Source organism: Deltaproteobacteria bacterium (assembly GCA_019309545.1).
Lineage (GTDB): Bacteria > Desulfobacterota > Desulfobaccia > Desulfobaccales > Desulfobaccaceae > Desulfobacca_B.
This window is the reverse complement of sequence record JAFDGA010000012.1, coordinates 12,683-35,492: the sequence shown is the minus strand read 5'-3', so window position 1 is coordinate 35,492 and position 22,810 is coordinate 12,683. Positions and strand designations below refer to the sequence as shown.

At 54.3% G+C, this 22,810-nt stretch carries 32 protein-coding genes; 15 read left to right on the top strand and 17 right to left on the bottom strand.

The genetic code is table 11. From position 1 onward, the window contains the following. Positions 1-137 precede the first annotated feature (137 nt). Genes JRG72_05210 through JRG72_05200 form a run of 3 tightly spaced genes read left to right on the top strand, consistent with a single transcriptional unit; the run spans position 138 to position 3,109 of the window. On the top strand, positions 138-1,382 hold the full coding sequence (locus JRG72_05210; protein ID MBW2134617.1) for a P-loop NTPase: 1,245 nt from the start codon (positions 138-140) through the stop codon (positions 1,380-1,382). Positions 1,383-1,397: 15 nt separating this feature from the next. Continuing rightward, positions 1,398-2,243 (top strand): ATP-binding protein, encoded by an 846-nt coding sequence (locus tag JRG72_05205; protein MBW2134616.1) that lies wholly within the window; start codon positions 1,398-1,400, stop codon positions 2,241-2,243. Further along, positions 2,240-3,109: an ATP-binding protein gene (locus JRG72_05200; protein ID MBW2134615.1), complete on the top strand. Its 870-nt coding sequence runs from the start codon at positions 2,240-2,242 to the stop codon at positions 3,107-3,109. Before JRG72_05205 ends, JRG72_05200 begins: the two co-directional genes overlap by 4 nt. A 136-nt stretch (positions 3,110-3,245) precedes the next feature. On the opposite strand, the gene JRG72_05195 is transcribed toward JRG72_05200, so the two are convergent. The 11 genes from JRG72_05195 to JRG72_05145 all read right to left on the bottom strand — a co-directional run bounded on the left by JRG72_05195 (position 3,246) and on the right by JRG72_05145 (position 9,013). Further along, positions 3,246-3,536, bottom strand: coding sequence for an RNA-binding protein (locus JRG72_05195; GenBank protein ID MBW2134614.1), 291 nt, complete (start codon positions 3,534-3,536; stop codon positions 3,246-3,248). A gap of 55 nt (positions 3,537-3,591) precedes the next feature. Beyond that, positions 3,592-3,738, bottom strand: coding sequence for a hypothetical protein (locus JRG72_05190; protein MBW2134613.1), 147 nt, complete (start codon positions 3,736-3,738; stop codon positions 3,592-3,594). An 81-nt stretch (positions 3,739-3,819) separates the two neighbouring features. Then, entirely contained in the window at positions 3,820-4,023 is a 204-nt protein-coding gene (locus JRG72_05185) for a cold-shock protein (protein MBW2134612.1), read from the bottom strand. A gap of 372 nt (positions 4,024-4,395) precedes the next feature. Beyond that, positions 4,396-4,566 carry a hypothetical protein gene (locus JRG72_05180; protein ID MBW2134611.1) on the bottom strand — a complete coding sequence of 57 codons (171 nt, stop codon included), beginning with the start codon at positions 4,564-4,566 and terminating at the stop codon, positions 4,396-4,398. A gap of 157 nt (positions 4,567-4,723) precedes the next feature. Next, positions 4,724-5,098, bottom strand: coding sequence for a cupin domain-containing protein (locus JRG72_05175; GenBank protein MBW2134610.1), 375 nt, complete (start codon positions 5,096-5,098; stop codon positions 4,724-4,726). A 79-nt stretch (positions 5,099-5,177) separates the two neighbouring features. Next, positions 5,178-5,846 carry a CBS domain-containing protein gene (locus tag JRG72_05170; protein ID MBW2134609.1) on the bottom strand — a complete coding sequence of 223 codons (669 nt, stop codon included), beginning with the start codon at positions 5,844-5,846 and terminating at the stop codon, positions 5,178-5,180. Between the two features lie 289 nt (positions 5,847-6,135). Beyond that, on the bottom strand, positions 6,136-6,762 hold the full coding sequence (gene plsY / locus JRG72_05165) for a glycerol-3-phosphate 1-O-acyltransferase PlsY (GenBank protein MBW2134608.1): 627 nt from the start codon (positions 6,760-6,762) through the stop codon (positions 6,136-6,138). Between the two features lie 95 nt (positions 6,763-6,857). Then, complete coding sequence (gene hisF / locus JRG72_05160; protein ID MBW2134607.1) at positions 6,858-7,622, bottom strand: imidazole glycerol phosphate synthase subunit HisF; 765 nt, start codon at positions 7,620-7,622, stop codon at positions 6,858-6,860. Between the two features lie 44 nt (positions 7,623-7,666). Continuing rightward, positions 7,667-8,164, bottom strand: a complete 498-nt coding sequence (locus JRG72_05155; protein ID MBW2134606.1) for an N-acetyltransferase — start codon at positions 8,162-8,164, stop codon at positions 7,667-7,669. Between the two features lie 69 nt (positions 8,165-8,233). Further along, entirely contained in the window at positions 8,234-8,842 is a 609-nt protein-coding gene (locus JRG72_05150; GenBank protein ID MBW2134605.1) for a peptidyl-prolyl cis-trans isomerase, read from the bottom strand. Between the two features lie 15 nt (positions 8,843-8,857). Beyond that, complete coding sequence (locus JRG72_05145) at positions 8,858-9,013, bottom strand: hypothetical protein (protein MBW2134604.1); 156 nt, start codon at positions 9,011-9,013, stop codon at positions 8,858-8,860. A 180-nt stretch (positions 9,014-9,193) separates the two neighbouring features. On the opposite strand from JRG72_05145, the gene JRG72_05140 reads away from it, so the two are divergent. The 11 genes from JRG72_05140 (at position 9,194) to JRG72_05090 (ending at position 15,969) form a co-directional block, all read left to right on the top strand. After that, positions 9,194-9,925, top strand: coding sequence for an ABC transporter ATP-binding protein (locus JRG72_05140; GenBank protein MBW2134603.1), 732 nt, complete (start codon positions 9,194-9,196; stop codon positions 9,923-9,925). Positions 9,926-9,986: 61 nt separating this feature from the next. Then, positions 9,987-10,664: a hypothetical protein gene (locus JRG72_05135; GenBank protein MBW2134602.1), complete on the top strand. Its 678-nt coding sequence runs from the start codon at positions 9,987-9,989 to the stop codon at positions 10,662-10,664. Then, positions 10,625-10,924, top strand: a complete 300-nt coding sequence (locus JRG72_05130) for a hypothetical protein (GenBank protein MBW2134601.1) — start codon at positions 10,625-10,627, stop codon at positions 10,922-10,924. The genes JRG72_05135 and JRG72_05130 overlap by 40 nt, the downstream gene beginning before the upstream one ends. Beyond that, on the top strand, positions 10,905-11,120 hold the full coding sequence (locus JRG72_05125) for a hypothetical protein (GenBank protein MBW2134600.1): 216 nt from the start codon (positions 10,905-10,907) through the stop codon (positions 11,118-11,120). Before JRG72_05130 ends, JRG72_05125 begins: the two co-directional genes overlap by 20 nt. Beyond that, the gene (locus tag JRG72_05120; protein ID MBW2134599.1) at positions 11,074-11,439 is read left to right on the top strand and encodes a hypothetical protein; all 366 of its coding nucleotides are present in this window, start codon (positions 11,074-11,076) and stop codon (positions 11,437-11,439) included. Before JRG72_05125 ends, JRG72_05120 begins: the two co-directional genes overlap by 47 nt. 3 nt (positions 11,440-11,442) lie before the next feature. Next, positions 11,443-12,069, top strand: coding sequence for a transposase (locus JRG72_05115; protein MBW2134598.1), 627 nt, complete (start codon positions 11,443-11,445; stop codon positions 12,067-12,069). 191 nt (positions 12,070-12,260) lie between these two features. Further along, positions 12,261-13,106: a 30S ribosomal protein S2 gene (gene rpsB, locus JRG72_05110; GenBank protein MBW2134597.1), complete on the top strand. Its 846-nt coding sequence runs from the start codon at positions 12,261-12,263 to the stop codon at positions 13,104-13,106. A 161-nt stretch (positions 13,107-13,267) separates the two neighbouring features. Further along, on the top strand, positions 13,268-13,864 hold the full coding sequence (gene tsf / locus JRG72_05105; GenBank protein ID MBW2134596.1) for a translation elongation factor Ts: 597 nt from the start codon (positions 13,268-13,270) through the stop codon (positions 13,862-13,864). Positions 13,865-13,895: 31 nt separating this feature from the next. Further along, positions 13,896-14,633: a UMP kinase gene (locus JRG72_05100; protein MBW2134595.1), complete on the top strand. Its 738-nt coding sequence runs from the start codon at positions 13,896-13,898 to the stop codon at positions 14,631-14,633. After that, positions 14,623-15,180, top strand: a complete 558-nt coding sequence (gene frr, locus JRG72_05095) for a ribosome recycling factor (GenBank protein ID MBW2134594.1) — start codon at positions 14,623-14,625, stop codon at positions 15,178-15,180. The genes JRG72_05100 and frr overlap by 11 nt, the downstream gene beginning before the upstream one ends. 30 nt (positions 15,181-15,210) lie before the next feature. Then, positions 15,211-15,969 carry an isoprenyl transferase gene (locus JRG72_05090; protein ID MBW2134593.1) on the top strand — a complete coding sequence of 253 codons (759 nt, stop codon included), beginning with the start codon at positions 15,211-15,213 and terminating at the stop codon, positions 15,967-15,969. On the opposite strand, the gene uvrC is transcribed toward JRG72_05090, so the two are convergent. Next, positions 15,920-17,791 (bottom strand): excinuclease ABC subunit UvrC, encoded by a 1,872-nt coding sequence (gene uvrC / locus JRG72_05085; GenBank protein MBW2134592.1) that lies wholly within the window; start codon positions 17,789-17,791, stop codon positions 15,920-15,922. The genes JRG72_05090 and uvrC overlap by 50 nt on opposite strands. Positions 17,792-17,866: 75 nt before the next feature. Between uvrC and JRG72_05080 the strand changes: the two genes are divergently transcribed. Next, positions 17,867-18,148: a hypothetical protein gene (locus JRG72_05080; protein ID MBW2134591.1), complete on the top strand. Its 282-nt coding sequence runs from the start codon at positions 17,867-17,869 to the stop codon at positions 18,146-18,148. 342 nt (positions 18,149-18,490) lie between these two features. Here the strand turns inward: JRG72_05080 and JRG72_05075 are convergent, their stop codons facing one another. The 5 genes from JRG72_05075 to JRG72_05055 are packed head-to-tail and all read right to left on the bottom strand — an operon-like array spanning position 18,491 to position 22,737. Beyond that, the gene (locus JRG72_05075; GenBank protein ID MBW2134590.1) at positions 18,491-19,303 is read right to left on the bottom strand and encodes an alpha/beta hydrolase; all 813 of its coding nucleotides are present in this window, start codon (positions 19,301-19,303) and stop codon (positions 18,491-18,493) included. A gap of 59 nt (positions 19,304-19,362) precedes the next feature. Next, positions 19,363-20,085: an endonuclease/exonuclease/phosphatase family protein gene (locus JRG72_05070; GenBank protein MBW2134589.1), complete on the bottom strand. Its 723-nt coding sequence runs from the start codon at positions 20,083-20,085 to the stop codon at positions 19,363-19,365. A gap of 3 nt (positions 20,086-20,088) precedes the next feature. Continuing rightward, positions 20,089-21,546: a hypothetical protein gene (locus JRG72_05065; GenBank protein MBW2134588.1), complete on the bottom strand. Its 1,458-nt coding sequence runs from the start codon at positions 21,544-21,546 to the stop codon at positions 20,089-20,091. Further along, a complete protein-coding gene (locus JRG72_05060; GenBank protein ID MBW2134587.1) occupies positions 21,539-22,045 on the bottom strand; it encodes a hypothetical protein in 507 nt (168 codons plus the stop codon). The genes JRG72_05065 and JRG72_05060 overlap by 8 nt, the downstream gene beginning before the upstream one ends. A gap of 2 nt (positions 22,046-22,047) precedes the next feature. Beyond that, the gene (locus tag JRG72_05055; protein ID MBW2134586.1) at positions 22,048-22,737 is read right to left on the bottom strand and encodes a glycosyltransferase family 2 protein; all 690 of its coding nucleotides are present in this window, start codon (positions 22,735-22,737) and stop codon (positions 22,048-22,050) included. Between the last annotated feature and the right edge of the window lie 73 nt (positions 22,738-22,810).

The following is a 22,810-nucleotide window of genomic DNA, read 5'->3' as shown; positions in this document are numbered from 1 at the left end:
AGGATGGGATGGCATTAGCGGCTTCTTCAGGGCACCACGGGTATTTGGCAATGGAAGGCTCAATGCCATCGACTTGACTTTTTAAACTTTTAGTCATCTAATTAATTAAGAAATTTTCTAAGGAGGATTTGAACATAATGCACGATTCTTCTCATCATCAGGGGGGTCCCAGTTGCTCCACCTGTGGACACCAGCATCATCACGATGAAGAAGCCCAACAAGAGGAACGCCAGCTGCGCAACGCTCTCCAGCAGATTCGCCATAAACTGCTGGTGATGAGTGGGAAGGGCGGCGTCGGCAAAAGCAGTGTGGCGGTGACCCTGGCCTTAGCCCTGGCCTGGCGGGGTTTCAAGGTGGGCATCATGGACGTCGATCTGCACGGACCCAATGTACTGCGGATGTTAGGGTTGAGGGAGGCCCTGGACCTGACCCATGGTAGCTTTGTGCTACCGGGCGATCTGTCCGATAATTTGAAGGTGATCTCCATTGAGGCCCTGATGCAGAACCGGGATTCGGCGGTTATCTGGCGGGGTCCGCTCAAACACCGGGTCATTCAACAATTTATCACCGATGTGGAATGGGGCCAGCTTGATTACCTGATCATCGATTCCCCGCCCGGCACCGGCGATGAACCCTTGTCGGTGGCTCAGACCATACCGGATGCTCAGGCCATTATTGTTACCACTCCCCAGGAAATCTCTCTGGCCGATGTCCGCAAGTCAATCAATTTCTGTCGCAAGGTCAACATGAAAATTCTGGGCCTGGTCGAAAACATGAGCCACCTGATCTGCCCCAAATGCGGCGAACAAATCCCCTTGTTTAAATCCGGCGGCGGGGAAAAGACGGCCCAGGTTATGAAGGTGCCGTTATTGGGCAGCCTGCCCTTTGATTATAATGTCGTTGAAGCCGGCGACGCCGGGCAGATGCCGCTGCTGAAACTTAAAAAGAGCCCCTACCTGGAAACTTTTAAACCCATAGTAGATAATATTGTCGAAATCCTGGACAAAGAAGCGGCAGAGAAAAGGACCCAGGCCCGGCAGCCAGGTACTGCAAAATTCGCTTTCCCGTTGGAAAATGGGCGCTTGGCCGAGCATTTCGGGCATGCCCAGCAATACGCCCTGTTGACAGTACAAGATCATAATATCTTAAACCAGGAGGTGGTCACCCCGCCCCCCCATGAGCCCGGCGTCTTGCCGGCCTGGATGGAAGAGTTAGAGGTAACCCATATCTTTGCCGCGGGCATGGGGTCGAGGGCCCAGGCACTGTTTCAGCAGAAGGGTATCGAGGTCATAACCGGAGCACCGTTGCTTTCTCCCGAGGAGTTACTCCAGCAATACTTTGACAAGTCCCTGGTGACCGGTCCTAATGTTTGTGATCATTGATGAGGCCGGGGAATCATGAAAATTGCTATCGCCAGCGGTAAGGGCGGCACCGGCAAAACCACCCTGGCGGTCAACCTGGCGGCCGCCCTGGGAAATCAGGCACAACTGCTGGATTGCGACGTCGAGGAGCCTAATGCCCATCTGTTTCTGCCTCTGTTCCAGGCAGAGAATGAGACCGTCACGGCGCCGGTCCCCCAGGTTGATCTGGACCGCTGTAATTTCTGTGGCGCATGTGGCCAGATCTGCCAATTCAGCGCCATCGTCCCCTTGGAGCAGACGGTGCTGATTTTCCCGGAAATGTGCCATAGTTGTAGAGGCTGCTTTCTGGTCTGTGAAGCAGAGGCCATTCATGAGAGGACCCGGCAACTGGGAGAAATCCAAAGTGGTGTGTGCCAAGAGGGAGTGCATTGTGTCTATGGCCGCCTGCGGGTTGGTGAAGCCATGGCCCCGCCGCTGATCCGTGAGGTTAAAGGCCGGATGGACCTCAGCCGGACGGTAATCATCGATGCCCCCCCGGGCACTTCCTGCCCGGTCATCGCCGCCCTTAAGGACGCCGATTACGTGATACTGGTGACCGAGCCGACGCCGTTTGGCTTCCATGACCTGAAGCTGGCGGTAGAGACCGTCCGGACCATGGGGCTGCCCATGGGAGTAATCATCAACCGGTCGGATGTCGGGACTCCAGAAGTGCAAGACTATTGCGACCGGGAAGATATACCGGTGCTCCTGTCTTTGCCTTATTCCCGGCAGATAGCCGAAGCCTATTCCCGGGGCCAGTTACTGACCGCGGCCATTCCGGGATTTAAAGAGCAGATGGTAGGACTGATGGAGCAGATAACGAAGGGATGGCAAGGATCATGAGGGAACTGGTAATCTTGAGCGGTAAAGGCGGGACCGGTAAAACCTCGATCACCGCCGCCCTGGCAGCCTTAGGGGAGTCCCTGGTGGTGTGCGATTGTGATGTCGACGCCGCTGATCTGCATCTGCTGCTGGCTCCCACCATCAATGAGAGTTATCAATTTTCCGGCGGGCACAAGGCCCGGATCGATCCGGATCGTTGCACCCAGTGCGGCCAGTGTCGGGAATTATGCCGCTTCGAGGCCATCACCCCCGATTTTCAGGTCGATCCCTTTTCCTGCGAAGGGTGTAAGGTCTGCGTCCACTTCTGTCCCGAAAAGGCCATTGACTTCCTGGACACCGTCGACGGCGAATATTACGTCTCCGACACCCGCTTCGGGCCCATGGTCCATGCCCGCTTGCACATCGCCGCGGAAAACTCTGGCAAACTGGTCACCGTGGTCCGGCGCAAAGCCCAGGAGATCGGCGAAGCCCACCACAAAGACTATATCCTGGTGGACGGCCCTCCGGGTATCGGCTGCCCGGTGATCGCCTCCCTAACCGGGGCCCATGCGGTGCTGCTGGTCACTGAGCCTACGGTCTCCGGCCGCCACGACCTGGAACGGGCGGCGACCCTGACTGCCCATTTCCAGATACCCACTTATGCCCTGATCAACAAATGGGACCTCAATCCGCAGATCACCGAGGAGTTAACCCGTCTCTGTCAGGAACGCAATTTTCCGGTACTGGGACGTCTGCCTTATGATCCGGTGTTTATTAAGGCCATGGTGGCAGAAAAAACTTTGCCGGAGTATACTGATGGATTTTTGATCGAGGAGTTTAAAAATCTTTGGCGCAAGCTGCAAGCGGCCCTGCAACATACCTCTTGAAATTTTGCCTTATTTAAAGGGGGGCCGTTGCTAACCGCTTAACCAGGCCCCCTTTGTGGCCTTGCTAGGCTAAATAATCTTTATGCTTATAAGTCGGCCGGTTCTCTTTCTGAACTATGGTTTCAGACCAAAGCGATCACCGGTAGTTGCGGCCCCGGCCGCCGAAAGAGCCTCTCTGCTGTTGTGGTCTGGCTTCATTGACTGCCAGGGGACGGCCTTCCACCATCCGTTTATTAATCATAGAGATGGCCTTCTGGCCTTCCCGTTTGGTTCCCATCTCCACAAAACCAAAGCCCCTAGGCTGACCGGTAATCCGGTCAGTGATAATCCTGGCTGAGACCACCTCCCCGGCTTCGGCAAACAGCTCTTTCAATTGATCTTCGGTGAACTGGTAGGACAGGTTGCCAACATACAATTTCATGCTCATATCCTTTCTATCAAACATTCCCTTTCCGGAATTTCTGTTGTTTGGGTTGCCCGAACTAAGCATCCTCATTCTGGCTCTCGGCGGTCTTTTCTATCGATTCAGTCTGGGATTTGTTCTGTCGGTGTTTCATCTTAGCTTCGTGTTTTGCCTTGCGGGCCAGCTCTTTGGCCCGTTTTTCCCAGCCGTAACGTTTTTTTGCCACTAATCTCCTCCATCTGGTTTAAGTGGGCAGAACTCCGCTCACTTTATACAAGCGGAGTTCTGCTCATCAGGCGTCAATTGCTTAAAGCTTAACGACGTTCTGAGCCTGGAGACCTTTCTGACCTTGGACTACCTCAAATTCCACTTCCTGGTCTTCCGCCAGGGACTTAAAACCTTCGCCCTGAACTGCACTGTGATGCACAAAGACATCCACACCGTTCTCCCGGGAAATAAACCCATACCCTTTAGCGTCATTAAACCACTTAACTTTGCCGGTTTCCTTCATTTACTTATGATCCTCCTGAAATAGTAATACAATTTCCTGCCCCAAGGCAGGACCAAAAGAGCAGTGAGGCAAAAAAAAATCGGAGGGCGATTCAGATCCCCTTCCGATTTGTCCAGGGCCAGCGATCTTGCTTGCCTGCTTTTTACTCTAACATGCTACTTTTAGGTTAATTTAATCTATATGACGGTTATTGTCAAGTAATTAATCGAGCCGCCCTTGCCGCCGCTTCATATACCTGGCTTCCTGTAACAGATTCTTGATGCCGGTGCAACTGGACACAATGCCATGCCGTTTTACTAAAATTTCATGAAAATGCTTATTATGTGGTCAAAGTAGTCATTGACCCACAGCCCCAGCACCTTTTCCACTACGTTATAAGACGCCTGCCGGGCCGAAGGCCGCCCGCCTTCTGCGGATGGTCCGTTGGGTCACTCCCCAAATATCTGCCGCCTGCAGCCATTTGATCTCTCTGGCCAGCGCCTTCATTATCACTTCCAGCACCTTCATCGCCCGCCTCATGGCGGATTCCGGATAAGTCTTCATTTGCTATCAACAGCACCACCCTTACCATTCGAGGAATTCCACTTAAAGTCGTCATCTACATTTTATCAAAGGAAATATTTATTACTCAGGCCATCAATTAAATGAATGGGGATCAGAAAAAACGGCTCCTGGGCGGGGAGCCGGCTTATTGGTCAATCTAACACGGGGTTGTCGATTTACCATCAGCACCCGGAAGGATAGGAATCAGGCAAAGGAGTCGCATTACGGTGTCGCCGACATTCTTGAACTGGTGAGGCTCCTCCGGCGGCACATATACCGTATCGCCGACCTGCAGGCGGGTCTCTTTCCCGCTGGCATCAATATATATTGGTGCCCCTTCCAATACAAAAATTTCGTGTTCCTCCCGGTGAGCATGAAATGAAGTGTGGCCCTGGGGCTCGAATTCCATCACCCGCATGGCAAAATGGGGACAGCCATCGGCTTTGGTCCACAGGTAGCGGGCGGATAGGCCCTTAAATCCGGTTCGGGCAATAGCCACCGGCTCTGCCTCAGTAAAATGTTTTTTTTGCATGTGTGGCCTCTCTTGGGTTAAGGGGTGGCTCTATCGACAAGTCTAATTTATTAACCGAAAACCAAAACCCCAGGTGGCATTAAACGGTTTTTAAGATATCTTTCACCACATAAAGCACTCTAGCTTTTTGGTGCAGTTCCTCTTCCAGGGCCTTTAATTTCTCGAATGGCAGATCCATGATGCGGATATAGACCCGCCGATAGCCTTCCGCGGCGATATCGTTGGAACTCAAAATGCTCACGGTCCGCCCCCCGTGCCCCCGGATGATATCCGCCAGTTCTTTTATAGAGCCGGGACGGTCTTCCAGTTGAAAAGCAAACTGAATATTCCCCTTATAGATGCCGGTGATATTGACAAAGGCCCGGAACACATCCGATTCAGTGATGATTCCGACCAGCTCCTGATCTTCATTGACCACCGGCAAACCGGAAACCTTGTTTTCCAGCATTATTACCGCGGCCCGTTCAACGGTTTCATCCGGACCGATGGTCAAGGGATTTTTGGTCATGATCTCCCTGACCTTGATTTCGGCCAAAAGATAGTAAAGTTCGTGAATATCGAGGGATGTGGCCTTGGACGGCGAAGCTTCTTTCAGGTCCCGATCGGAAATAATCCCGGTCAGTTTGCCCCGATGCAGTACTGGCAAGCGGCGAATGCGTTCCTCCTTCATGATGTGCAAGGCCTTCATCATCGAGGTATTCTCATCCACCGTTACTAAATCCGAAGTCATCCATTCCCGTACCAACATGTCAGCCTTCCTCCTTTCGGGTGCCGCGGGCTAACCAAACTTAGCTGCTAACCGCTATTGATTATAACCGATTTCTTATTTTTCAGGAAAATTATTTCATATGGAAAGATCAGTGAGTTTCCAACGGGCAATAAACCGATGGTGTTGGCAAGTTAGCGGTTCCGCGGGAGGACGGCCCTCAGGGAATTTAATCTATAAAATCATCTATGGGCTTCCGGTGCCCTGAAAATCGGGAAAATTCCAAATGAGGGTATTAAATTGGGCCCTTGGTCATAGCAAGGCTTATTTACTAATGCGGTTTCTTAGACTTTTTGGAAAAGACCACAGGCGGTTCCTCCCCTTTAACCAGGCGGACAATATTATCCTGATGCCGGAACAGAATGAGCACCGAGATGAGGCCGGATACCACTAAATTAGGGGTGGAATCTGAAAACAGGCCTACGGCCAGCGGCATGAGCCAGGCCACGGCCAGTGAGGCCAGAGAAATCATTCGGTAATAGCTCACCACTGCCACCCAGACCGCCACCAAAAGTAAGGCGGCCAGGGGACAGAGGGTGGCAATCACTCCCAAACCCGTAGCTGCTCCCTTGCCGCCCTTGAACCGCAGGTAAAGAGGATGGATATGGCCCAAAACCGCCACCAGACCCACTGCGGCAATGGCCCAGCCGTGCCAGGCTCCCAGAGCCACTGGGCCAAAGCGGGCCACAAAGACCGGGAGCGCCCCTTTCAAGGCATCCCCGAACAGAGTGAATACCCCCGCATTACGTCCCAGCAGTCGATAGACATTGGCCGCGCCGATATTCCCGCTTCCGGCCTCCCGGGGGTCGGGGCCGCCCATCAGCCAGGCGATAATCAGACCGGTTGGAATGGACCCCAATAAATAAGCTGCCAGCAGCAATCCTAAAAAATCACCCATCTTATCCGTCTCCGCAGATCATAACCCACCTTTTCCAGATAGCCACGGGGAGAGGAAAAGACTCGCTTTCCCGCCTATCTCCCCCAAATTCAAGTTTACAGTCTGACCGGCAGGCCTTTCTGGTGCAGGTACTCTTTGGCAGCCTGGATGGAAATCTCCCGGAAGTGGAAAATCGACGCGGCCAACACCGCATCAGCCTTGCCTTTTACCACTGCCTCATAGAGATGCTCCACCTTTCCGGCCCCGCCCGAGGCGATTACCGGCAACTGGGAGGCCTCTTTGATTTTGCGGGTCAGTTCCAGGTCATAGCCGGTTTTGACCCCATCGGTATCCATGCTGGTGGGCAAAAGTTCGCCTGCTCCCAGGTCCCGACACTTATGGGCCCAGGCAATGGCATCCTGGCCAGTCGGAGTCCGGCCGCCGTGAGTCACCAGTTCATAACCGGAGGGCATCTCGCTATTACGCCGGGCATCAATGGCCACCACCAAGCGTCCTGACCCCACTATTCGAGCCGCGGCTTCGATCAGGGCCGGGCGTTGGATGGCCGCGGTGTTGATCCCCACCTTGGCCACCCCCACATCCAGTAACCGCTGGATGTCGGTCAGCGAGTGCACCCCGCCTCCCACAGTTAAGGGAATGGAAATCGCTGCCGCCACCTGCCTGACCAGATCGATGGTCGTGTGACGGCCCTCGACGGTGGCGGTGATATCCAGCAAGGCCAGTTCATCCGCCCCTTCCTGTTCATAGAGGCGAGCATTTTCCACCGGATCGCCGGCATCGCGCAGATTGACAAAGTGAATCCCTTTGACCACCCGGCCGTCTTTAATATCCAAACAGGGTATGATGCGTATATAATCCATCAAAATCTCCCCCAGGCAAGCTAGCGACCAAGATTGCCCGGTCCTCAGGATTGATCTAAAAATTTTTGCATATAAATAACGTCAAAATCTTTGCCAAATTTTTGGCCTACTCTTTTTAATACACAGTATTCGTTAAAGCCATGTTTCTTATGAAAATTAAAACTAATGGAATTTAACGATGACAGGGTGGCCACTACCGTATCAATGCCAAGCTTCCGGGCCTCATCGGTTAACATCAGTAGCAGCCTGGTTCCCAAACCCTTCCGCAGGTGATCCGGCAAAATAAAATAGGTTAACTCCGCGGTGCGCCGGAATACCTTAAAGCGCTGATAGGGCCGCATCAGCCCGAAACCAACAATTTCATCTTCAGTTTCAATTATATAAAAAGGATAGCCTTTGCTCAGTTTTTTTAACTTGCGAAAAAATTCCGGCCCGACTTGTTCTTCCGGGAAGGCCGCAAAGCTATGGCTGACATAATAATTAAAAATGTTGACCACGGCTTCACCGTCCGGGTCGGCAACTGGTCGGATGATATATTCCATATCGAAACTGAGGCTTAAAATTTATCCGCCTCAAAAATAGCATATTCAAACTTCGGAACTCAAAGAGGGCTAAGGCTCCACTACCAAAGCCCTATTGATGACCACCGGCTCTTGCGGCACGTTCTGATGGAGACCCCGAGTGGTAGTAGGTACGGCTTTGATTTGGTCCACTACCTCCTGACCCTTGACCACCTTGCCGAATACTGCATAACCCCAACCCCGGGGGGTTTTGGCAGTGTGGTTAAGCGGGCGGTTGTCCGCCACATTGATGAAAAACTGGGAGGTGGCGGAATGAGGCTCGGCGGTGCGAGCCATGGCGATGGTGTAAGCGTCGTTGCTCAGGCCATTATCGGCTTCATTCGGGATCGGTTCCCGGGTGGCCTTGGGTTGCAAGTTGACGTCCATCCCGCCCCCCTGGATCATAAAGCCATTGATAACCCGATGGAAGATCGTGCCGTTGTAATACCCGTCTTTCACATATTGCAGAAAATTTTCCACGGTTTTCGGAGCCTTTTCCTGATTTAGCTCTAAAGTGATGTCGCCCTTAGTAGTTTCCAGTTTGATCAAGATCGGCTTCCTTTCTGCCCGGCTGCTTAGCCCGGCGCTAAGAGTAAATAGCAAAATTAAAGCGGCCCCCAGGGCCAGCCTGGCACCCCCACACCCTTTATAAAATTTCATCTCGATTCCCCCTTGTTAAATTCTGCCTGCGAGGGCGGTCAGTTCCGGCTGCACTTCAGGGGCCCAGGTCCCAGACCGCAGGGCCAGTTTATCAAATCCCAAACCCTGGAGCAAATCGAAAAACACTCCGGCCTCGGCTAAGTTCTTAAAACGATAATACGGTGTTATCATGTATAATCATCCTGAGTTAAACTTGGGTTGTTTCTGCGTCCCTTACCTGATATTTTAGTTAAACCTGAAATATTACTCAAACCTGAAAAAAACAGCATTTGGGAGAGGGGGTAGGGGTCTCTGACTCCTCCCCCCTCTCCTCAGACTAACTTTTTAAATTTTCGGCGTAATAAGTGAATAATGCCGATTAATAGTGAATTGGCCGTGCTGGAGATTAGCGACCTGGAAGTCTATTATGGCAGCATCCCGGCCTTGAAGCGGATTTCGCTCCAGGTACCGGAGGGGCTGATCGTCACCCTGATCGGGGCCAACGGCGCTGGAAAATCCACCACCATCGGGGCCATTACCGGTCTAGTTACGCCCCGGCGGGGGCGGATTATTTTCACCGGCCAGGAAATCCAGGGCCGTCCCACCCATACCATCATGCGCCTAGGTCTGGCGGTCTGCCCGGAGGGCCGCCGGGTCTTTGCCAATCTGACCGTTAAGGAAAATCTGATTCTGGGAGGCTATCATCGGCGGGATAGCCGGTCCTGGCGCCAGGACCTAGATTGGCTTTTTGAACTGTTCCCGCGGCTCCATGAACGTCTGGAGCAAACAGCCGGTACCCTAAGCGGTGGCGAGCAGCAGATGTTGGCCTTGGCCCGGGCCTTGATGTCTCGCCCCCGCCTGCTGCTGTTGGACGAGCCTTCTTTGGGGCTGGCTCCCCTGCTGGTCCAGGAGGTGTTCAAGACTTTGGAGTTCATTCACCGCCGCGGCACCACTCTCTTGCTGGTCGAACAAAACGCCTTGGCCGCCCTAAAAATTGCCCATTACGGCTATGTCCTGGAGACCGGACGAGTAATCCTGGAAGGTTCCGGGGCGGAGTTACTCCACCACCCGCAGGTAAAGGCGGCTTACTTGGGGGAGGCCTAGAATTTCTCAGCAAGGTCAGAGTAAATCTAGACGATTTTTATAATTAGGAAATAAGTGAGAAATGAGGCAAAAGGCCCCGGGGGGGGAATTATTTACTATCGCCCGGCAGCCTTTTTCTCGTCATCAATATGATGCTTACGGGGATTTTATGCGGCTGGGGGCTTTCTCGGTGGTAGACCGCCACAGCAGCGAGTTACAGACCAAACATGTAGCCAGCCGTATCGTTTTTGATGAAACCGGCTGCAGCCATTGCCTCAAGTGTGCGACCTCCTGCAGCGAGATGCGGGTCTCCCTGACTCCGGAAGGGCAGCGGCTGTTGGGACCTTCCCCCAACTACTGTACGGCTTGCCGCCTTTGTGTAGAACATTGCCCGCTACTTTTGGAATTGCGCCAGGATGAGCTGCCTACGGAATTACGGATTGCTCCCCAGGTTCATTATACTGGTGGCGAGGCCACCTTGCTGTCCGGACCAGGAACTGAAGAATATATCGAATTTCTAAAACAACAAGGCACCCAAGGCAGGGTGGGGGGAGACGGGGCACTAACCACGGTTTATCAGGGAGATTCCCTAATCCCCGATGATAACGATCGACCCTGCCAATTGCGGCAATACCTCTGGCAACTCGGTGAGGGACAGGAACCGGAACGGCCGCTTTTGATCACGGTTTTTTACCGGGCGACGGGAATTCTCAGCCCCCCTTGGTCATCCGGCGACTTCATGCCCGAGCGGCCTTGCTGATCGCCACTGACTCTGGAGACCTTGAGCTGGAACTGGCCCGGCGTTTGGAAACCTGCGGCTCGGATTTTGTGGCCTTTATCGACCAACAGAAATGGGGGTTGATCGGTGCCGGTCATCCAGCCGCACCGCAATTGTATAATCAACGCCGGTTGCGCCGGGACCACCATCTGGAGGAACTGGTCCTGGCAGGGCAGGTGGATGTGGTAATCACCTCGCACCTCTCGGCCTTGTCCCAGTCTGTTGGCTCCCCGGCCCTTTGAGGCTTTCACCTTCAGCCATGAGCCGCTGATCAATGAACTGCGGGAACATTGCCGGGCGGTTGGGCACCGCTATCCGGAGTTGTTAGCTCCGGAGGTGGAGCAGGCCAGAACCTATTTATCCGACATACCTCGTTATTCCGCCGAGCTCCATGCCCGTTATCGCACCTGGGGAATTGCCCCGGTATATTACCGTTGATGAAGTCAATCCCTCTGAAAAAGTGGGAGCGGAAAAATTGCTCGGACTGGCCCGGGCCGCGGGTGCTTTGCCGGTGACCTTTACAGCTTCCCACGGGTGGCGGTTGTTTAGCGAGATTATCCCCCAGCTGGTGGGAGCCAGGCTCGAATGTCTGTTCGTCTTGACCAAACGGGCGCTGGCCGCGCCCGCCCTTAATATTGAGGAGAGTCATACCGATTTCATGACCTTTCGGGATGACGGGGCCATAATGCTGTCCCCTAAAAGTGTCCAGGAAGCAGATGGTCCCCAAACTTCTTCCTCCCTTTCAGGTCAGGCGTAGGGAATGAATCCGAATATCTTGGAAATTGGGGTCGATGGCACCCAGGGTGAAACCCTGGTGGTGGAATGGGAGCTTATTCCCGGGCAGAGCGGGGCGCAATTCTGGCAAAGTCTGGCCCCAGAAACGCGACATCGACTGGCTTCGATAGCCGATCCCCTAAAAATACTATACCAGACTCTGATGGAAGCCAGCACGGTGAGCGGTATTTGTCGCCTGTGCCTGGTGCGCTACCGGCCCCAGTCCACGGGATTAGAGAGAGGAGGGGAGGCCGGCCAATTTGTTGACGTACTGGCCCTGGAGAGCCTGGCGGCCGAGGCGGTGATCAAGACCGACGGCTGGCCAGGCTATAGTTTCCTGGATGCTTATCCCGGTCTCTATCATGAGTGGCTGGTGCCCGGATCGGGGAAGGAAGCGCCCAAGGTCTTGCCTTGGGCCCACGCCTTGATCGCCAATATTAAAGGCAACATCCGGGGTATCCACCATGGCGTCAGCCCCGAGCCTCTGCCCCGTTACCTGGCGGAATTTTTCTATCGTTTCAACCGCCGCTTTTGGGAACCGCAAATGTTTAACCGCATGCTTCATGCTTGTCTCAATTCAGCTACTATCACATTTTCAGAGCTAAGGATATAATCGTTTACAAAAATCAACCGGACATTTGAATGTGCTATTGACAGCAGGAGAATTTTCCCTTGTTGCAGGTAAACTTTCATGTTATAAATACTTGCTTAAATTCACACGTCCTGGTAGGCCAGGCTGGTGCTTGGTTAGCAAGTCTTCCTGGCGATAGCCAGGGCGGCGGAAAAAACCAGAAGGAGTAATGTATGGCGTATGTGAGTATGAAAGAATTGTTGGAGGCCGGGGTCCACTTTGGCCATCAGACCAGACGCTGGAACCCCAAGATGAAACCCTATATCTTTGGGGCCCGCAATGGCATTTACATTATCGATTTGCAAAAAACCGTACAGCTGTTCAAAATCGCCTATGAATTTGTCGCTGAACAAGTGGCTACCGGCGGGAAAGTCCTCTTTGTAGGTACCAAAAAACAGGCCCAGGATACCATCTATGAAGAGGCCAGCCGGTGTGGCATGTATCATGTCAATCATCGCTGGCTGGGCGGTATGTTGACCAATTTTCAGACCATTCGACGTTCCATTGAACGCTTGAAAACCTTTGAGAGCATGAAGGAGGACGGTAGCCTCAAGCGTTTCCCGAAAAAGGAAATCCTAGCCATGGAGAAAAAGGCGGCCAAACTGGAAAAAGCCCTCGGCGGCATCAAGGACATGGACCGTCTTCCCAACCTTCTGTATGTGGTTGACCCCCATCGGGAGAATATTGCCGTCCATGAGGCTCGGAAACTGGGGATTCCGGTGGTGGCCATTGTGGATAGCAACTGTGACCCTACTGAAATTGATTATGTGATTCCCGGCAACGATGATGCTATCCGAGCTATTCGCCTGCTGACCTCCCGGATTGCGGATGCCTGTCTGGAAGGGCTCCAGCGGATGGAGGAGCGCCGCCAGGCAGCCAGTGATAAAGCCGAAGAAATGGCCGCGGCAATGCCTGAAGCAGAAGTCGGCGGCGAATCGGCGGAGGCTGCGGGGGAAGAGGCGGAGCCGCAAATCGGGGAAGAGCTTGAAGATTCAGAACCGCAAGAAATCAATGTCTGAGCCGGGGTCCGTAATAGTAACCGCCAGGCTACGCAAGAATATTCAAGTTACCAATAACACACCTTAATGACATAATCTAGGCCGAAAACTACTCATCTATCCGGTCCTGATTTAAAATCTGTCCCTGATGAGGTTATAAGAGTTGGCCGAGGAGAAACGAATTGCAAATTACCGCGGAAAAGATCAAAGAACTGCGTGACAAAACTAATGCAGGAATGATGGACTGCAAGAAGGCTTTGACTGAAACCCAGGGTGATATGGACCAGGCCGTTGTCCTGTTGCGGCAAAAAGGTCTGGCGATCGCCCAGAAACGCTCCGGACGGGCAACCAGCGAAGGCTTGATCCATGCCTACATCCACTTCGGGGGCAAAATCGGGGTCCTGGTGGAGGTAAATTGCGAAACCGATTTTGTCGCCAAGACCCCGGCTTTTCAAGAATTCGTCAAAAATCTGGCCATGCAGATCGCGGCGACCAACCCCTTATGCCTCCGGCCGGAAGAGATCCCCCCCGAGGTCCTGGAAAAAGAGAAAGCTATTTTCCGGGCCCAGGCCCTGGAAAGCGGCAAACCAGAGAATGTGATTGATCGGATCGTTGAGGGGCGGCTGAAAAAATTTTATTCTGAGGCCTGCCTGTTGGAACAACCTTATGTCAAAAATCCCGATATCCTGATCCAGGACTACCTGAACGAAATAATTGCCCAGGTGGGCGAGAATGTTACTATCCGGCGGTTTACCCGCTACCAATTGGGAGCCGATTGAGCAGGCCGATCCCTGACCAGCAACCGCTAGCATGGAGTCAACCAAACTGAAGTACTCTCGCATTCTGTTAAAGATGAGTGGCGAAGCCTTAGCCGGGGACCAGAAGTTTGGTCTCTGTCCTAAGACGGTGCGAGCCATTGCCCGAGAAATCAGAGAAGTGGTAGATTTGCAGGCGCAGGTAGGAATAGTCATCGGGGGGGGCAATATTTTTCGGGGGGTGGCCGAAAGTGCCCGTAATATGGAGCGCACCGTAGCGGATCAGATGGGCATGCTGGCCACGGTGATTAATTCGCTGGCCTTACAGGATGCGCTGGAAAAAGAAGGGGTGCATTGCCGGGTGATGTCGGCCATTGCCATGCATGAAGTAGCGGAGCCCTATATCCGCCGCCGGGCCTTAAGACATATGGAAAAGGGTCGAGTGGTGATCTTTGCGGCTGGAACCGGCAGCCCCTATTTTACCACGGACACCGCGGCGGCTTTACGGGCCATCGAGATCGGCGCCCAGGCCTTGCTCAAGGGCACTAAGGTTGACGGGGTTTATGATCGGGACCCTGCTCTAGATCTACAGGCTATAAAATTTGATAAATTGAAACATTTGCAAGTTATCCAACAGGGGCTTAAGGTGATGGATAGCACGGCGGTGACCATGTCGATGGATAATAAGTTGCCAATCATCGTCTTTAAGCTTCTGGAGCCTGGGAATATGAAGAAAGTGGTCCTGGGTGAAAAGATCGGTACCTTGGTGGAGAGCGATGATCATGAAAGATGAGATACTTGGCGAGATGCAGCGGAAAATGGATCGGGCTCTGGAGGTATTGAGCAAAGATTTTTCCCGGATTCGCACCGGCCGGGCCTCAGTGGCCCTGTTGGAGGGCATCAAGGTAGAATGTTACGGCACCACCATGCCCATTAACCAAGTGGCTTCCCTGGCTGCGCCCGAAAGCCGTTTGCTTACCGTCCAGCCCTGGGACCCCAGTATAATTTCGGACCTGGAGAAGGCTATCCTGAAGTCAGACCTGGGGCTGACCCCCAGCAACGATGGCAAGATCATACGGATTCCGATTCCGGCCCTGACTACCGAGCGCCGCAAGGATCTGGTCAAAACCATTAAAAAAATGGCCGAAGAAAGCAAAGTGGCTTTAAGAAACTTGCGGCGTGAAGCCAATGAGCAATTAAAGGATTTGAAAAAGGAAAAGCTGCTGAGCGAGGATCAAGCCTTTAAAGCTCAAGAAGAGGTGCAGAAAATCACCGATGACTACATCAAGCAGGTAGACGGTCTGGCTGCCGAAAAAGAAACAGAAATCATGTCTTTTTAACAAGACTTGGGGGAACCTTTGTCTGAACTGCTGCAGCAATTAGACCTGAGCCGACTGCCACAACATGTGGCCATTATTATGGATGGCAATGGCCGGTGGGCCAAGCAGCAGGGCTTGTCGCGCCTGCGCGGCCATCATACCGGAGCCGAGTCGGCCCGGGAGGTAGTCCGGACGGCCCGAGAAGTGGGCATCCGTTATCTCACCCTGTACGCCTTCTCGGAAGAGAACTGGCAACGGCCCCGCTCCGAAGTCCAGGCCCTGATGATCCTTCTCAAGCAATACCTGCGCCAGGAACTCCCAGAGATGTTGGAAAACGGCATTGCCTTTCAGGTGATTGGCAATATCCGCCACTTGCCCCTGGATGTCCAGGAGGAGGTTGCCGCCATAGTCTCGGCTACTGCGGCCAATCAGGAAATGACCCTAACTCTGGCTCTGAGTTATGGGGGACGGTCCGAGATTGTCCAGGCCGTCCAAGCTGCCTGCCAAGATGTGCAAAGTGGTCGGGTAACGGTTGCCGAACTGACCTCCGAACGCTTTTCAACCTACCTTTACACCTCGGACTTCCCCGACCCGGATCTGCTTATCCGGACCAGCGGCGAATTTCGCCTGAGCAATTTCCTGCTCTGGCAATTGGCCTATACCGAACTCTATTTTACTGATACCTTGTGGCCGGATTTTCGACGGACGGAGTTTTTGCAGGCGTTATTGGCCTACCAACAGCGGAATCGCCGTTTTGGCCTTACACAGGAACAGATTGAGGCCCAGGCGCCTCCTGCTTCTCCCTATTGAAATAGTCCAGAAGAGCTTGAGCGGCTGGGCGAGTCAGTCCCGGGACCGCCAGCAACTCGTCCAGGCTGGCCTGTTGCAGGGCGGTCAGGTCCGAGAACCGGCTTAAGAGACTCTTTTGCCGTTGCGGTCCGATTCCCGGGATCTGGGACAGGGCTGATCGCAAAGCTTCCTGACGGGACTGCTGACGGTGGTAGCTGATGGCAAAACGGTGTGCTTCATCACGCAAATGCATCAGCAGCAGTTGACCGGGAGAGCCCGGAGGTAGGAACAGCGGATTTTTGCGTCCGGGGAGGTAGAGTCGATCCCGGACCACTTTGCCGCTAGGGCTGATGCCAGCCTTGGCCAACCCGACCACCGGAATCTCGGCCGCCAACCCCAAATCTTCCAGGGTCTTGACCACTACCGCCAATTGCCCCCGGCCACCGTCGATGACCAGCAGGTCCGGCAGTTGCTGGCCGGCCCGGCCATAATGACGGTGCACCACTTCGGCCAGCATGGCGAAATCATTCTGACCCTCTACCTGTCGGATGCGAAACCGGCGGTAGCCTGACTTGTCCGGCTGTCCGTCCCTAAAGGTTACCAACGCTCCCACCGGCTGGCTGCCCTGCAGGGTGGAAATATCCAGACCTTCCAAACGCTGAGGCAGTCGCGGCAATTGAAGGCGTTGCTGTAGTTCCACCAAGGGATTGGCCCTGACCCCGGCTTCGAGACGCGCCTTCAGAGCGGCCCGGGCATTGTCTGCGGCCAGGCTTAAGAGGCGGCTGCGATGGCCTTTGCGGGCAGCCAGGATGCGAATCGGGGAGCGCTGCTGTTCTCTTAATAATTTCCCCAACACCTGCTGGTCTTTTAGCGGCAAGGGCAGCAAGATCTCCTCCGGTACCGGCCGCCCCGGCGTGTAATATTGTTTGAGAAACGCCTCCAGCAATTGGGCATCATCAGTGCCCGGCTGGGTAAAATCATAAGTTAGGCTGCCGGTAACCATGCCCCCTCGCACGAACAACAGCAGCACCAAAAACTGATCGCCTTCTCGGGCCAGACCCAGCACATCTTGATCTTTGAAGCTGGAAGTGGCAATGCTCTGCCGTTCCAGGAGGCGGTTGATGGCGGCCAGTCGATCGCGGTGTATTGCCGCCTGCTCAAAATTCAGGTGCGCGGCCGCGGCCTCCATCTGGGCCCGCAACTGCCGCCGCAATTTTTTGTTCTGACCCTGCAGAAACCAGAGGGCTTCCTGAACTGCCTGGCGGTATTCTGCTTCAGAAACCAGGCCCACACAAGGGGCCAGACAGCGCCCTAACTGATAATTCAGGCAGGGGCGGGATCTTTTGGGGATGCCTTTATCCTTGCAGGTCCGCAGTCGAAAAGCCCGTTTCATGATCCGTAGGATTTCCCGGATGGCCACCGCGGACACAAAAGGGCCGAAATAACAGGCCCCATCGGTAGCAAAACGCCGCACCAGAGCCAGGCGCGGGAAGGGTTCCCGAAGGTCCAGGCGGATACACAAATAATTTTTATCATCTCGCAGCACCACGTTGAACCGGGGCCGGTGTTCTTTGATGAGATTGCGCTCCAGGATCAGGGCCTCAACCTCAGTAGGGGTAAGCAGGAAATCGACCTGAGCCATTTTCTGCAGCATCAGCGCGGTCTTGGGATCAGGCTGGCCCCGAGCCTTTAAGTAGGAGCTGAGGCGATGCTTGAGGTTTACTGCTTTACCGACATAAAGCACGCGCCCGGATTTATCTTTGAACAGATAAACCCCGCAACTGGTCGGAATCTGGGGTAAAGCCGCGGCCAACGCCGGGGATAAGGTCTCAGCCTTTGACATGGACAGCGATATCCTCTCTTTATTAGAATAACAGGGCAATCAAGCCTGTCAAGTCGATCCAGAAGGGAGCCGCCGATGACCTTTGCCATTCGCCCATTGGGACAGACCGGAGCGCAGGTAACACTCTTGGGCCTGGGCGGAGAAGGGGTATTGCGCACCTATGGCCAGGAGCGGGGCCAGGTGCGGTTTATTGGGGTAACCGGCCACCATGACCCGGCAGTGCTGCGCCGGGCTTTGGAACTTTATGAGTTCGACACCGTCCTGCTGCCAATTAACCCGGCCGAACCGCAATACCTCAGCTTTCTGCCTCTGGCCGGCGAGGCCGCGGCCCGCGGCTTGAGAGTGGTGGGGATGTAAGTGCTTTGCCGGGGATTGTTGCCCCAACTCCAGGTAGCGGAGTTGCGCCACTTGGTGACCTATGCCTTGAGTCAGCCGGTCAGCCTGGTGGTCATCGGGGCCGATTCCGTTCCCTAGGTGCTGGAACTTGCCGCCGCAAGGCGCGATTTCCACCCGCTCCCGGATACTGCGCAACGCTGCCTGGAAGAAGCCGTGGCGCCCTTTGCCCGCGGCCTGATGTATTATAAGCCCTAAGACGACATTACCACTCAGGCCAGAAAATAAATGAATGAGGTCAGAAGCAACAGCTATCGGGAGAGGGGGCCAAGGAACGGTCCCCCGGTCCTCCCCTCAAATTAACCTTTATTTTACCCAATTATCCAAATGGGCCAGCAGATGCCGGTTGAACTCGGTCGGGTTTTCCAAGTTAGTACAATGGGCCGACTGGGGGATGAGGTGGAGGACCGCATTTGGAATCTGGGCCTGTAAATATTTGGCCAAGCCGATGGGAGTGGCCTGATCTTCGGCTCCCACCAATATCAGAGTCCTGACGTCGATTAAAGGCAACAGCCAGCGATAATCACTGCTAAAGGTGGCAATGAGTCCTTGCCGGTAGGGACCCCGCCGGGTAGCCGCAGTTATGTCGATCAGTTCCTGGCGGAGCGCCGCCGGGGCTTCCCGCCGCAGGATTAGAAAGCTGAATAGCTGAGCCCAATCGCGCATCGACATACTATCCAGAAGTTGCAGGAATTCCCCCAGCCGCTGCGAATCAGGGAAAAATGCGGTGGTATCGGCCAGAATTAAGGATTTTACCTGGCCCGGGTAGCGGAGATAAAGCTCCAAGGCAATCATCCCCCCCATCGACAGACCGCAGAAATGGGCCTGTTCAAGGCCGAGCTTTGTCATCAGAGCGATGATATCATCGGCAAAAGTCCGGATGGTGATAGATTTCTCAGGCCGGTAGCCTGACTGCCCATGACTACGCAAATCCATGGCGATAGTCCGGCAATGGGGAGAAAGCTCCTCCATCTGGAAACGCCAGTTGGTAGCACTGCCGCCCAGGCCGTGAATGAAGATGAGCGGTTCGCCAGCACCTTGATCATAATAATTGAGTTCAATGCAGGGGGAGTGGAAAATGCAATCAATGGCGATTTTTTGCGGGGTCAGCATAGGCATCTTTACCTCGTGGAAAGGTTACGCAATTTAAGCAACTTGCCGGGTCGCCTCTAGGTACCTCAGGAAATATTCCAGTCAAATTCTGCCAGTAGGGGAAAATGGTCGGAGATTTGGCGGCCTCTTTTCGGGCGCACTACCTGGGCGGCTCGAGGTGCCAGTTTCTGGTTGACGTAGATATAATCAATCCGCAACAGCGGCAGGCGGGTGCTAAAAGTCCCACCCCGCCCATGCCCGACCTGATGCCAGACATCGGCCAGATGTTTGCGGAGGTAATGGGATACATAGCTCTGGGGCAAAGAGTTAAAGTCTCCAGCCACCAGGATAGGGAGAGCCTTATCTCCGCCCGGGGCGTAAAGGCGGGCCAGCAGACGGCGCATCTGAGCGGCCCGCTCGCGCGATAAATGGCCCAAGTGGACGTTGAATACCCGCAACGGCCCCCCAGGAGTAGCAATTTCTACCTCCAGGCAGCCGCGAGGGGCGCGGCGCAAAATGGTCAGATCATGATACCGGGTCTGGCGAATCGGCCAGACCGAGAGCACCGCATTCCCCAGGACTCCCCCGGTATGGTAGCGGACCGGGGCAAAAGCCCACCAGAAGCCCAGGTTTTTGCCGAGCCATTCCCCTTGATTCTCCCAGCCGAAGCGGGTGGGCCCCTGTTTGACTTCCTGTAAGCAGATCACCTGGGGACCAACGCTGCTCAATATTCCTACCAGGAATTGCATCTTCCGCTGGCCTTTGCCAAAACCGCCATGGATGTTATAAGTCATAGCCTTAAACAACAAAAATCATTTTCCTTTCAGGGCTTGTTTTCGGGAACCTCTCTGGAGAAAATTAAAAGTTTCTGGAATCTTTACTCCCCCGGAGGCCAAAGGAGCAGCCAACAGCAGACCTGAGGTCGGGGCAATGTGCAGCAACAGGCGATCAATGGTAGCCCGCATATACCAAGGAAATTCCGCGGCGGAGGCCGGGACTACGGTGTAAGCGAGGACAATGGCGGCTAGGTTTCCCAGAGTTACCAGACCCAGAAACATGGCCGGCGAGCAGAGAGCAGTCCGGCCCGACCAGACTAAGGTTAACATTACTACCGGCCAGAATAATCCAAAATAGGGAGGCCAGACCAGTGACTTCGACAGGTAAACGACGGCTTGCCAGAGTTGGGTCGGGAAGAACCCGCCCAGATGGCCGGCCCCCACATGCATTTGCTGCGTCAGGCAAAAATAGCGCCAGGGAAGGTAAAATAACAGGGATAGCAACCCTGCTCCGGCCAGGGAGGCGAATTTTTTTCCCTGGGCCAATGGCCGCAGCCAGAGCAGGGTGATCACCGCCGCGAGGAAGTTGATTAATACCAAGGGCCCCCCCTCATACTTACACCATAACATTCCGCCGCTAAAAATGCCCACCAGAATCATACTCCCCTTGGGGGTCTCTTCTTTGAGCCAGAGGAAAAGCAGACCAGCGGCTATAAAGGTATAGTAAGCCAGGGCCAGGTCGGCATAGGCAATAAACAGGTGAGTGATCAGGGTGGGGCCGTTTAACACCAGGAAGGCGGTAGCGAGCAGAGCTTCCCGGCGCTCGACCCTTAAGCGCCGCAAAAAACTGTAAAATATCAATATAAGGCACCCCCCCCAGAAGGGGAATAAGGCCTTGACCAGATGATCGATTATCCCACCCAGCCAGAAATAAAGATAGGCCATTGCCAGAGGCACCAGGTTGGGGTAATAATTATGGGCCTCAAATCCGGTTAAATCGATAGCCCGGCTTGAGTAAAAGGCCTTGGCCTTGAGCCCCCAGATGGTCACCGCATCCCAGGCCCACATGGGGTAAAGCAAGGCCCGGAGCAGGGCAAAGCCAAAAGTGAACATGAGCAGTGCCAGTAAAGCCCGGTCGATACCGGTCCAGCCAGCCCCGTAGCCCAGGGTAAGGAGCTTCCGGACCCCAGACCAGAGCTGGCGAAGATCATGTTTCCAGAGCAACCGCCGAGGGGTTAAAAACAGAGTGGGGGCAAGCCCCATTACCCAGGGTCCCAGCACCCAACCGAGGCCAAAGGGAATCCTGAAGAAAGTCAGGACCAACATCCACAGCGTCAGGGCCAGACCCCCCAGGCCGAAGCCCAGGGAGAACCGCTCCAGGCTGGTAAAGCCGGACTGGGTGGGAAGCAAGACTACCAGCAGGCCATAGCCCACCGACTCAATCGAGGCCAACCCCAGACCCAGCCACAGCAGGGTCAACAGGCCCTCAATCATAGTAGCCCCTGACCAGCAGTTGGGATCGGACCCGATAAACGGCCCCGGCGCTGGTTTCCAGCAAAGACTGAAAGCCCGGATGGCTGGGATTGTTCAGATAATATTGGGCCGCTGGTGGCATATCACCGCGCACAATCAGATAAGCGGCCTGTTCCCGGATCAGGCGATTAAACAGCGGCGTCGGGGTGATATGCGGTGGCAACAGCACATGACGGCGAGGATAAAGCAGGTAGCGGACCTCATTTTCCTTCCCGGCCTCATATTTGTCTAAAAAAACATACGTGGCGGAAGCTGGAATAATCTCCTGAATTTCGGTTAGCCCTTGAAAAAAAGGCTCTTGTTGACGAACGGCAGCGCCGACCTGTCCGGCCAGCAGGCGCTGGACTAGATCCCGGCCCTCCGGAGCGAACCGCCACCCCAGCCAGCCGATCTGCGCCAGCCAGAGAGCCAAAATTGTAATAACCGCCCACCCGCCGCGGCTACCATAGTTTCGGCGCATGACTAATCCCACCAGCGAAACCTAATGATATGGAACAACGCCGCGATGCCATCCCGCCAGGTAATCTTTTTGCCGTGGTCGTAATCCCGGCCGTCATAAGAGATCGGCACCTCGTAAATCCGGCAGCGTTTTTTGGCGACCTTGGCGGTCAACTCTGGTTCCACCCCGAAACGGTTGGACTTGATCTGGATGTCCTTGATGATCTCCGCCTTGAAGGCCTTGTAACCGGTCTCCATGTCACTCAGATTGAGATTGGTGAACATATTGGAGAGGGTGGTAACCACTCGGTTACCCAGATAATGCCAGAAAAATAACACCCGGTGGGGAGCGGCCCCGATCAGCCGGCTGCCAAACACCACGTCGGCTAAACCCTTTTCAATCGGCTCCAGCAACACCGGGTAATCACTGGGGTTATACTCCAGGTCGGCGTCTTGAATTATCACCACGTCCCCGCTTACTTGAGCAAAGCCGGTGCGCAGCGCCGCGCCTTTACCCTGATTCCGTTGATGATAAAATATTTTCAGGTTATTAGAGGTCTGAGCCAGCCGGTCCAGAATCTCCCGAGAATTATCGGTGGAGGCATCGTCCACCACGATGATCTCTTTATCGTAGGGGGTTGCCTGGATGCGCCGCATAATCTCTTCTAAGGTATTCTGCTCATTATAGACCGGGACCACAATGCTTAGTTTCATCGAAAGGGTTTCTCCTCTTGGCTTAAACCAGAGAATAAGGCGCAATCATCCTTAACTTGTCTGAATTATATAT

Excerpts from the sequence above, each read along its gene's own strand:
- JRG72_05100 (MBW2134595.1), top strand. The coding sequence starts at position 13,896 with ATGGAGTCAACCAAACTGAAGTACTCTCGCATTCTGTTAAAGATGAGT.
- JRG72_05210 (MBW2134617.1), top strand. The coding sequence starts at position 138 with ATGCACGATTCTTCTCATCATCAGGGGGGTCCCAGTTGCTCCACCTGT.
- JRG72_05060 (MBW2134587.1), bottom strand. The coding sequence starts at position 22,045 with ATGCGCCGAAACTATGGTAGCCGCGGCGGGTGGGCGGTTATTACAATT.
- JRG72_05200 (MBW2134615.1), top strand. The coding sequence starts at position 2,240 with ATGAGGGAACTGGTAATCTTGAGCGGTAAAGGCGGGACCGGTAAAACC.
- JRG72_05145 (MBW2134604.1), bottom strand. The coding sequence starts at position 9,013 with ATGATAACACCGTATTATCGTTTTAAGAACTTAGCCGAGGCCGGAGTG.
- hisF (MBW2134607.1), bottom strand. The coding sequence starts at position 7,622 with ATGGATTATATACGCATCATACCCTGTTTGGATATTAAAGACGGCCGG.
- JRG72_05120 (MBW2134599.1), top strand. The coding sequence starts at position 11,074 with ATGCCCGTTATCGCACCTGGGGAATTGCCCCGGTATATTACCGTTGAT.
- JRG72_05150 (MBW2134605.1), bottom strand. The coding sequence starts at position 8,842 with ATGAAATTTTATAAAGGGTGTGGGGGTGCCAGGCTGGCCCTGGGGGCC.
- uvrC (MBW2134592.1), bottom strand. The coding sequence starts at position 17,791 with ATGTCAAAGGCTGAGACCTTATCCCCGGCGTTGGCCGCGGCTTTACCC.
- JRG72_05055 (MBW2134586.1), bottom strand. The coding sequence starts at position 22,737 with ATGAAACTAAGCATTGTGGTCCCGGTCTATAATGAGCAGAATACCTTA.
- JRG72_05195 (MBW2134614.1), bottom strand. The coding sequence starts at position 3,536 with ATGAGCATGAAATTGTATGTTGGCAACCTGTCCTACCAGTTCACCGAA.
- JRG72_05175 (MBW2134610.1), bottom strand. The coding sequence starts at position 5,098 with ATGCAAAAAAAACATTTTACTGAGGCAGAGCCGGTGGCTATTGCCCGA.
- rpsB (MBW2134597.1), top strand. The coding sequence starts at position 12,261 with ATGGCGTATGTGAGTATGAAAGAATTGTTGGAGGCCGGGGTCCACTTT.
- JRG72_05185 (MBW2134612.1), bottom strand. The coding sequence starts at position 4,023 with ATGAAGGAAACCGGCAAAGTTAAGTGGTTTAATGACGCTAAAGGGTAT.
- JRG72_05155 (MBW2134606.1), bottom strand. The coding sequence starts at position 8,164 with ATGGAATATATCATCCGACCAGTTGCCGACCCGGACGGTGAAGCCGTG.
- JRG72_05205 (MBW2134616.1), top strand. The coding sequence starts at position 1,398 with ATGAAAATTGCTATCGCCAGCGGTAAGGGCGGCACCGGCAAAACCACC.
- JRG72_05075 (MBW2134590.1), bottom strand. The coding sequence starts at position 19,303 with ATGCCTATGCTGACCCCGCAAAAAATCGCCATTGATTGCATTTTCCAC.
- JRG72_05140 (MBW2134603.1), top strand. The coding sequence starts at position 9,194 with ATGCCGATTAATAGTGAATTGGCCGTGCTGGAGATTAGCGACCTGGAA.
- frr (MBW2134594.1), top strand. The coding sequence starts at position 14,623 with ATGAAAGATGAGATACTTGGCGAGATGCAGCGGAAAATGGATCGGGCT.
- JRG72_05080 (MBW2134591.1), top strand. The coding sequence starts at position 17,867 with ATGACCTTTGCCATTCGCCCATTGGGACAGACCGGAGCGCAGGTAACA.
- JRG72_05065 (MBW2134588.1), bottom strand. The coding sequence starts at position 21,546 with ATGATTGAGGGCCTGTTGACCCTGCTGTGGCTGGGTCTGGGGTTGGCC.
- JRG72_05115 (MBW2134598.1), top strand. The coding sequence starts at position 11,443 with ATGAATCCGAATATCTTGGAAATTGGGGTCGATGGCACCCAGGGTGAA.
- JRG72_05180 (MBW2134611.1), bottom strand. The coding sequence starts at position 4,566 with ATGAAGACTTATCCGGAATCCGCCATGAGGCGGGCGATGAAGGTGCTG.
- JRG72_05170 (MBW2134609.1), bottom strand. The coding sequence starts at position 5,846 with ATGTTGGTACGGGAATGGATGACTTCGGATTTAGTAACGGTGGATGAG.
- plsY (MBW2134608.1), bottom strand. The coding sequence starts at position 6,762 with ATGGGTGATTTTTTAGGATTGCTGCTGGCAGCTTATTTATTGGGGTCC.
- JRG72_05135 (MBW2134602.1), top strand. The coding sequence starts at position 9,987 with ATGAGGCAAAAGGCCCCGGGGGGGGAATTATTTACTATCGCCCGGCAG.